Here is a 7462-nt window from a genome sequence, read left to right on the forward strand (position 1 = left end):
GGCCGCCGGCCGTCACCGGTCGGGAAGGAGCGGTCCTCAGTCGTTGAGGTGCTGGCGGAGGTAGGACTCGACCTTGTCGAGGGCCACGCGCTCCTGGGCCATCGAGTCGCGCTCGCGGATGGTCACCGCGTGGTCGTCGAGGGTGTCGAAGTCGACGGTGATGCAGAACGGCGTGCCGATCTCGTCCTGGCGGCGGTAGCGGCGGCCGATCGCGCCCGCGTCGTCGAACTCGACGTTCCACCGGCGGCGGAGCTGGGCGGCCAGGTCCTTGGCCTTCGGCGACAGGTCGGCGTTGCGCGACAGCGGGAGCACCGCGACCTTGACCGGCGCGAGCCGGTGGTCGAGGCGCATGACCGTGCGCTTCTCCATGACGCCCTTGGCGTTGGGCGCCTCGTCCTCGGTGTAGGCGTCGATCAGGAAGGTGAGCGTGGCGCGGTCGACACCGGCCGCCGGCTCGATCACGTACGGGACGTAGCGCTCGCCGGTGTCCTGCTCGAAGAAGCTGAGGTCGGTGCCGGAGGCCTTGCCGTGCGCGGTCAGGTCGAAGTCGGTCCGGTTGGCGATGCCCTCAAGCTCGCCCCACTCGCTGCCGGTGAAGTTGAAGCGGTATTCGATGTCGACGGTCCGCTTGGAGTAGTGGGACAGCTTCTCCTGCGGGTGCTCGTAGATGCGGAGGTTGTCCGGGTTGATGCCCAGATCGGTGTACCAGCCGAAGCGCTCGTCGATCCAGTATTGGTGCCACTCCTCGTCGGTGCCCGGCTTGACGAAGAACTCCATCTCCATCTGCTCGAACTCGCGGGTGCGGAAGATGAAGTTGCCCGGGGTGATCTCGTTGCGGAACGACTTGCCGATCTGGCCGATGCCGAACGGGATCTTCTTGCGGGCGGACTGCTGCACGTTGAGGTAGTTGATGAAGATGCCCTGCGCGGTCTCCGGCCGCAGGTAGGCCAGGCCGGACTCGTCCTCGACCGCGCCGAGGTAGGTCTTCAGCAGGCCGCTGAACTGCTTGGGCGCGGTGAAGGCGCCCTTGTTGCCGCAGTTGGGGCAGGTGATGTCGGCCAGGCCGTGCTCCGGGGCCTTGCCGTGCTTCTCCTCGTAGGCCTCTTCGAGGTGGTCGGCCCGGTAGCGTTTGTGGCACGCCTGGCACTCGGTCAGCGGGTCGGTGAAGGTCTCCACATGGCCGCTGGCCTGCCAGACCTCACGGGCCAGGATCACCGAGGAGTCGAGGCCGACGACGTCGTCACGGCCCTGCACCACGCTCTTCCACCACTGCCGCTTCACGTTGCTCTTGAGCTCCACGCCCAGCGGCCCGTAGTCCCAGGAGGCGCGCAGGCCGCCGTAGATCTCGCTGGAGGGGTAGACAAGGCCGCGTCGCTTGGCGAGGCTGACGATGGTGTCCATGATGTCCGTACGGCGTGCCATAAGGGAAAGTCTCCATCCGGCTGGAGGTCGGCGAGGAATGATTGAGTTCCCAGCTTAGGGGAGTCGGACGAGCGGGACGCGCGCATGGAGCATGACGCCTGCCTTGCGATGGAAAGGCCGGTTAAAGACGGTTCACGTCTTCGAAGGCGCTCGGCTCGTTGATCATCAGGGTCATCAGCGGATACATCGCCATCCGCGCGGCCCCCAGGGCGCGCCGGTAGAACCCGGCCCCCTCCCACTCGCTGACCAGCGCCCACAGCTCCGGCTCGTCCACCGACCGGGCGACCCGGCCGCGCACGTATCCGGGCTGTCCGGCCAGGGTGTCGACGATGTCGTGCGCCCGGGCCAGGAACTCCTCGGTCTGGCCGGGCGGCACCGAGTAACGGATGAGAGCCAGCATCCGCACAGCATGCCAGAGGACGGTCCCGCCCCCGCTCCCGGCACGTCGCCGGAGACGGGCGGCGGGGACGCGGGGACCGTGTCCGGCTACTCCCCGGTCACGCCGTCGATGCGCTCTCGCAGCAGGTCGGCGTGGCCGTTGTGGCGGGCGTACTCCTCGATCATGTGGACGAGGATCCACCGGTGGGAGCAGTCCTGCCCGCGGCGCTTCCGCTTGCCCACGGCGTCCAGCGGCACCTCGGCCGACACCTCGCGGGCGTGCTCGACCTCGGCCCGCCAGACGGCGAACGCCTCCTCGGCCGAGGCGGTGTCCGCGCCGTCGAAGTCCGCGTCGGGGTTGACGTCCTTGCCGTACAGCGGGGGGACGTCCTCGTCGTTGAGGATGTGCCGGAACCAGGCCCGCTCCACGTGGGCCATGTGGCGGACCAGGCCGAGCAGGGACATGGCCGACGGCGGCACGGAGCGCTCGCGGAGCTGGTCCTCCGACAGGCCGGCGCACTTGGCGGCGAGGGTCCCGCGGTGCCACTCAAGCCAGTTGTTCAACATGGCGCGCTCGTCGCCGATGAAAGGGGGAGGAATGCGATTGTCGGTCATGTTCGGCAACGTACCGCCCGGCCACGGCCGGCGAGGAACCGGACACAACCGCTGTCGGCCCCGTCCGGCGGCTCCGGAGACGGACGGCGAGGGACCCACCCGCCACCGACCCCACCCGCGGCTCCGGCCACGGCCGACGGGTGACCCGGCGCACTCGGCACCGGGTCCGCCCGGCCCCGGAGCGGGCGGGCAGGCGTGGGGCATGTCGCGCCGGGCGTCGCGGCGTTAGGCTCGGGCCGTGGCCGACAAACACAGCGAGCGACCCGCACACCCGCTGGCCCAGCACCGCCCTCAGCAGCGGAGACAGCGCCCGCTCCCACCCGGTGAGCAGTTCTTCACCCCGGGCGCGACCGGCCTGCGGCAGAAGGTCGAGCGGCGCAGCGCGGCCCCGCTCGTCTTCCTGTTCCAGCTCCCCCGCTGGATCGCCCCGGTGGCGCTCGTGGTCCTGCTCCTGACCGGTTTCGCCGTGGCGTCCTTCTGGGGCGGCCTCGCGGTGCTGCCGGTGATCGGGTTCGTCGGCTGGCTCGCCTACATGTCGTGGCCGTCGCTCGGCGCCAAGGGCCGCATCCTGCGTGTCGCCCTGCTCACCTTCCTGATCCTGCTCGCCGCCGACCGCTTCGGAGCCTTCTAGCCGCCGGAGCCGCCGGGGCGTCCGCCCCCTCTCCGACCGGTCGGTCTCCAGCCGTGATTTTGACAACCGTTTTCATTTGCGGTCATACTGGCGGACATGATGTCCGACTTCTCCCGACGTATGCGCATGCGCGGCGCGGCCCTGCTCGCTCTCGCGACCGTTCTCACCGCCACCGCCGCCTGTGGTTCCGGCTCAGCCGACTCCGCCCGGCCGGGCGGCGCGCAGGGAGGCAAGCCCGACGTCACCGCCGCCATGTATCCGCTGCAGTGGCTGGCCGAGCGGGTGGGCGGCCCCGACGTCACCGTCACGGGCCTGACCAAGCCCGGCGTCGAGCCGCACGACCTGGAGCTGTCCCCGCTCCAGGTGGCCGGGCTGGAGGAGACCGCTCTGGTCGCCTACATCAAGGGCGTGCAGCCCGCCGTGGACGAGGCGGTCGAGCAGCACGCCGCCGGCCGGGGCTTCGACGCGGCGGCGGCGGCGGTGAAGACCCTCCCGGCGGTCGCCGGCGACGAGCACGCGGAGGAGGAGGCCCACCCGGGTGAGGAGGAGCACGGGCACGATCTCGCCTACGACCCGCACCTATGGCTTGACCCGTCCCGTTTCGCGACCGTCGCCACCCAGCTCGGCGAGAAGCTCGCCGCCGTCGACCCGGCGCACGCGCAGGGCTACAAGGACCGCGCCGCCAAGACCGCGGCCGACCTCACGGCCCTCGACGGCGAGCTGGCCCGGGGCCTGAGCGCGTGCGGGTCGAAGGCGATCGTCACCAGCCACACCGCGTTCGGCTATCTCGCCGACCGCTACGGACTGCACCAGATCGGGGTCAGCGGCCTCGACCCGGACGCCGAGCCCTCTCCCGCCCGCCTCGCCGAAGTGGCGAAAGTGTCCAAGCAGGAGAAAGTGACTACGATTTTCACCGAGACCCTCGTCAGCCCCAAGGTCGCCGAGGTTCTCGCCCAGGAGGTCGGGGCCAAGACCGCGGTCCTGGACCCGGTCGAAAGCCAGCCGGCGGGCGGCGACTACCTGTCCGCCATGCGCCAGAACCTCACCGCACTTCAGGCAGCGCTCAACTGCCCGTAAAGGCAACACGTGACATCCAACCAAGCAGTTTTCACCATGAACGGCGGCCAGGTCAGCCTGGACCGCCGTCCGGTGCTCCGCGGCATCGACCTGACCGTCAAGCCCGGCGAGGTCGTGGCCGTGCTCGGCGCCAACGGATCGGGCAAGTCCACCCTCATCCGCGCCCTGCTCGGCCTGACACCGCTGTCCGGCGGCTCGACCCTCCTGTACGGCGCGCCGCCCGCGCGGTTCCGCGAATGGTGGCGGATCGGCTACGTGCCCCAGCGGCTCTCGGTGGGCGGCGGCGTGCCGACGACCATCCGCGAGGTCGTCGCCTCGGGCCGGATCGCCAGGCAGCGGCGGCTCCGCCCGACCAGCGCGGCCGACCGGGAGGCGACCGCCAGGGCCCTGGAGGCCGTCGGCATGGCCCACCGCGCCGGGGACCCGGTCCAGGCCCTGTCCGGCGGGCAGCAGCAGCGGGTGCTGATCGCCCGCGCCCTCGCCGGAGAGCCCGACACCTTCGTCATGGACGAGCCCACGGCCGGCGTGGACTCCCAGAGCCAGCAGCTCCTGGCCGACACCCTGTCCACGCTCGTCGACCAGGGCAAGACGGTCCTGCTGGTCGCCCACGAGCTCGGTCCCATGGAGTCGCTCATCACCCGCGCGGTGGTCCTCAGGGATGGATGCGTCTGCCACGACGGGCCGCCGCCCCACGCGGTCGGCGCGCACGCGCTGCCCGGTCACGACCATGTGCACCCGCACGCCGAGGAGAAGCCCTCGAGCCCGCTCGACTGGAGACCCGCACCGTGATCGACCTTCTGCAGTTCGACTTCATGCAGCGGGCGCTGATCGCCGCCCTCCTGGTCGGCCTGGCCGCCCCCGCCATCGGCACGTTCATCGTGCAGCGCCGCCTGGCGCTGCTGGGCGACGGAATCGGGCACGTCGCGCTGACCGGTGTGGCGCTCGGCTTCCTGACCGGCACCGCCCCCGTGCTGACCGCCGTGGCGGTCTCGGTGCTCGGCGCCGTGGCGATCGAGCTGGTCCGCGCGCGCGGCAGGACCAGCGGCGACGTGGCGCTCGCGCTGCTGTTCTACGGCGGCATCGCCGGCGGCGTGCTGCTCATCTCGCTGGCCCCGGGCGGCAGCAACGCCACCTTGATGTCCTACCTGTTCGGCTCGATCAGCAGCGTCAGCACCGAGGACGTGTGGGTGATCGGCCTGCTGGCGGTCGCCGTGCTCGGCGTGGTGGCCCTCTTCGGGCGCGAGCTGTACGTGCTCTGCCAGGACGAGGAGGTCGCCAGGGCCAGCGGGCTGCCGGTGCGCCTGCTGAGCCTGCTGATCGCCGTCACCGCCGCGCTGACCGTGGTCATCGCCATGCGTGTGGTGGGACTGCTGCTGGTCAGCGCGTTGATGGTGGTCCCGGTGGCGACCAGCCAGCAGATCACCAGGGGCTTCCGGAGCACCATGGCACTTTCCATGCTTTTCGGGATGGTCGCCACGGTCGGCGGGCTGACCTCCTCGTTCTACGTCGAGGTCCCCCCGGGCGCCATCATCGTCATCGTGGCCCTCGGAGGGTTCGTCCTGGCCCTCGGGCTCGGTAGATTCGTACGCCGGAGCCGACCACAGGAGTCCAGCCCATGAGCAACAGACGGGATGCCGTCCATGAGATCCTCCGCCAGAGCGAGGGTTTCCGCAGCGCGCAGGACGTCTACGCCGAGATGCGCGCGGAAGGCGCCAAGATCGGATTGACCACGGTCTACCGGGCGCTGCAGGCACTGGCCGACAGCGGCCATGTCGACACGCTCAGGACCGACGACGGCGAGTCGGTCTACCGCGCGTGCGCCAGCGGTGACCACCACCACCACCTGGTCTGCCGCCGTTGCGGGCGGACCGTGGAGGTGGCCGGGCCCGCGGTGGAGCGCTGGGCCGAGGCCGTCGGCTCCGAGCACGGCTTCACCGAGATCACTCACACCGTCGAGGTCTTCGGCACCTGCGCCTCCTGCTCGGACGCCGTCAAGCCCGCGGGCGCGTCGAGCCGGGTCTGAGCGGCCGGCCGGTCGGCGGGGTCCGCCGGACCGGCCACGGGCGACGGCCCGGCAGGGGCGGGCACGGCCGGGAACGGCGCCGAACGGACACGGCGGGACAGCGTAGGGGGACAGCGCGGAGGTCGCGGCGGACCCGGCGGCGGGCCCGCCGGACAGGTGTACGGGCGCGGCCGGCGTCACGATGACCGTCGTCCCGGTCACGGCCGGCGTCACGATGGCCACCGCCCGGTCACGGCGCGGCGGCGCGTGGTCACGACAGGCACCCCGAACACGCCCCGGAGAGATACGCTTCCGGGACGGCGAGCCGCCGTACGCGCCCCCCACGTTAGAACCGCATTCAACTGGAGGCAACATGCCATTTGGACATGACATGGTGTACTCGCTCGCCACCGTGGTCGATCTTGTCAACACCTCCTCCGCCACGGGAGGCCAGGACGGGCTGGTCACCCTGGAGCAGCTGACGGAGTTCGTGGAACGCCGGGAGGTGAGCGGCATCGGCGAGCTCGGCGCCGAGGACCTGGTCCAGGTGCGCGCCCTGCGCGAGGCCCTCCACAAAGTCTTCACCGCCCCCGACCAGCCCACCGCGGTCATCCGGCTGAACACGCTGCTGAGCGGCACCCGCATCACCCCGCGCCTGACCGAGCACGACGGTCACGCCCTGCACGTCCACTACTTCGCCCCCGGCGCCTCGCTCAGCGAGCACCTGTCGGCCGACCTGGGCGTCGCGCTGGCCCACCTGCTCGTCGAGGGCGAGTGGGAGCGCCTGCGCACCTGCTCGGCCCCCGACTGCGGGCACGTCTTCGTGGACGAGTCGCGTAACCGCTCCCGGGTCTACTGCGACAGCCGCACCTGCGGGAACCGCATGCACGTCGCCGCCTACCGGGCCCGGCGCCGCGCCTGAGGCCACCTTCCGTGGTCGCTTACGGGACGGCCCCTCCGTCCCGCACGCCGACTCCGTGCGGCTCCGGCCACGAGGCCGGGACCGGCCGCCTGCGCGAGGTCAGGGGCTGACGGCCCCGAGCGCGCCCTGACCGCCGCGGGCCCTCCGCCACGGCGGGGACCGGGCCCCGCCCGCGCGGCGGCGGCCGGCGCCTCAGAGCGCGCCGAAGTCGCCGTGGCGCCCGGCGCCCGCGGCGAACCGGGCGGCGCCGGCCACCGCGCCCGGCAGGGCGTCCATGCCGTGGCGCAGCTCGCCCGCCATGGCCTCCTCCTCGGCCAGCCCCTCCTGCTCCAGCACCGACAGCCGGTCGCCGCGCATGCAGCCCTGCGGGAAACGCGCGATGGCGGCGGCCAGGCCCTCGGCGGCCTCGCGCGCC

General features: G+C 71.8%; 9 protein-coding genes and 1 pseudogene. 6 read left to right on the forward strand and 4 right to left on the reverse strand.

The window, feature by feature from the left end:
- Nucleotides 1-36 precede the first annotated feature (36 nt).
- The 3 genes from ACWDS7_RS44775 to ACWDS7_RS44785 form a co-directional block, all read right to left on the reverse strand.
- Nucleotides 37-1422 carry a glycine--tRNA ligase gene (locus tag ACWDS7_RS44775; protein ID WP_306857209.1) on the reverse strand — a complete coding sequence of 462 codons (1386 nt, stop codon included), beginning with the start codon at nucleotides 1420-1422 and terminating at the stop codon, nucleotides 37-39.
- Between the two features lie 121 nt (nucleotides 1423-1543).
- Nucleotides 1544-1822, reverse strand: a complete 279-nt coding sequence (locus tag ACWDS7_RS44780; protein WP_306857208.1) for an antibiotic biosynthesis monooxygenase family protein — start codon at nucleotides 1820-1822, stop codon at nucleotides 1544-1546.
- A gap of 86 nt (nucleotides 1823-1908) precedes the next feature.
- A complete protein-coding gene (locus tag ACWDS7_RS44785) occupies nucleotides 1909-2415 on the reverse strand; it encodes a DinB family protein (RefSeq protein ID WP_451934260.1) in 507 nt (168 codons plus the stop codon).
- A gap of 238 nt (nucleotides 2416-2653) precedes the next feature.
- Between ACWDS7_RS44785 and ACWDS7_RS44790 the strand changes: the two genes are divergently transcribed.
- The 6 genes from ACWDS7_RS44790 (at nucleotide 2654) to ACWDS7_RS44815 (ending at nucleotide 7047) form a co-directional block, all read left to right on the forward strand.
- Entirely contained in the window at nucleotides 2654-3046 is a 393-nt protein-coding gene (locus ACWDS7_RS44790; RefSeq protein WP_306857205.1) for a DUF6703 family protein, read from the forward strand.
- A 96-nt stretch (nucleotides 3047-3142) separates the two neighbouring features.
- Nucleotides 3143-4123 carry a metal ABC transporter substrate-binding protein gene (locus tag ACWDS7_RS44795; RefSeq protein WP_451934261.1) on the forward strand — a complete coding sequence of 327 codons (981 nt, stop codon included), beginning with the start codon at nucleotides 3143-3145 and terminating at the stop codon, nucleotides 4121-4123.
- A gap of 9 nt (nucleotides 4124-4132) precedes the next feature.
- A complete protein-coding gene (locus ACWDS7_RS44800; protein ID WP_451934262.1) occupies nucleotides 4133-4912 on the forward strand; it encodes a metal ABC transporter ATP-binding protein in 780 nt (259 codons plus the stop codon).
- Nucleotides 4909-5742, forward strand: a complete 834-nt coding sequence (locus tag ACWDS7_RS44805) for a metal ABC transporter permease (RefSeq protein WP_306857202.1) — start codon at nucleotides 4909-4911, stop codon at nucleotides 5740-5742. The genes ACWDS7_RS44800 and ACWDS7_RS44805 overlap by 4 nt, the downstream gene beginning before the upstream one ends.
- Nucleotides 5739-6146 (forward strand): Fur family transcriptional regulator, encoded by a 408-nt coding sequence (locus tag ACWDS7_RS44810; RefSeq protein WP_451934263.1) that lies wholly within the window; start codon nucleotides 5739-5741, stop codon nucleotides 6144-6146. Before ACWDS7_RS44805 ends, ACWDS7_RS44810 begins: the two co-directional genes overlap by 4 nt.
- 352 nt (nucleotides 6147-6498) lie before the next feature.
- Nucleotides 6499-7047 (forward strand): CGNR zinc finger domain-containing protein, encoded by a 549-nt coding sequence (locus ACWDS7_RS44815; RefSeq protein ID WP_306857198.1) that lies wholly within the window; start codon nucleotides 6499-6501, stop codon nucleotides 7045-7047.
- Nucleotides 7048-7239: 192 nt separating this feature from the next.
- Here the strand turns inward: ACWDS7_RS44815 and ACWDS7_RS44820 are convergent.
- Nucleotides 7240-7462, reverse strand: a pseudogene (locus ACWDS7_RS44820) (crotonase/enoyl-CoA hydratase family protein); the annotation flags it as partial.

It is taken from the genome of Streptosporangium sp. NPDC003464 (assembly GCF_053588315.1).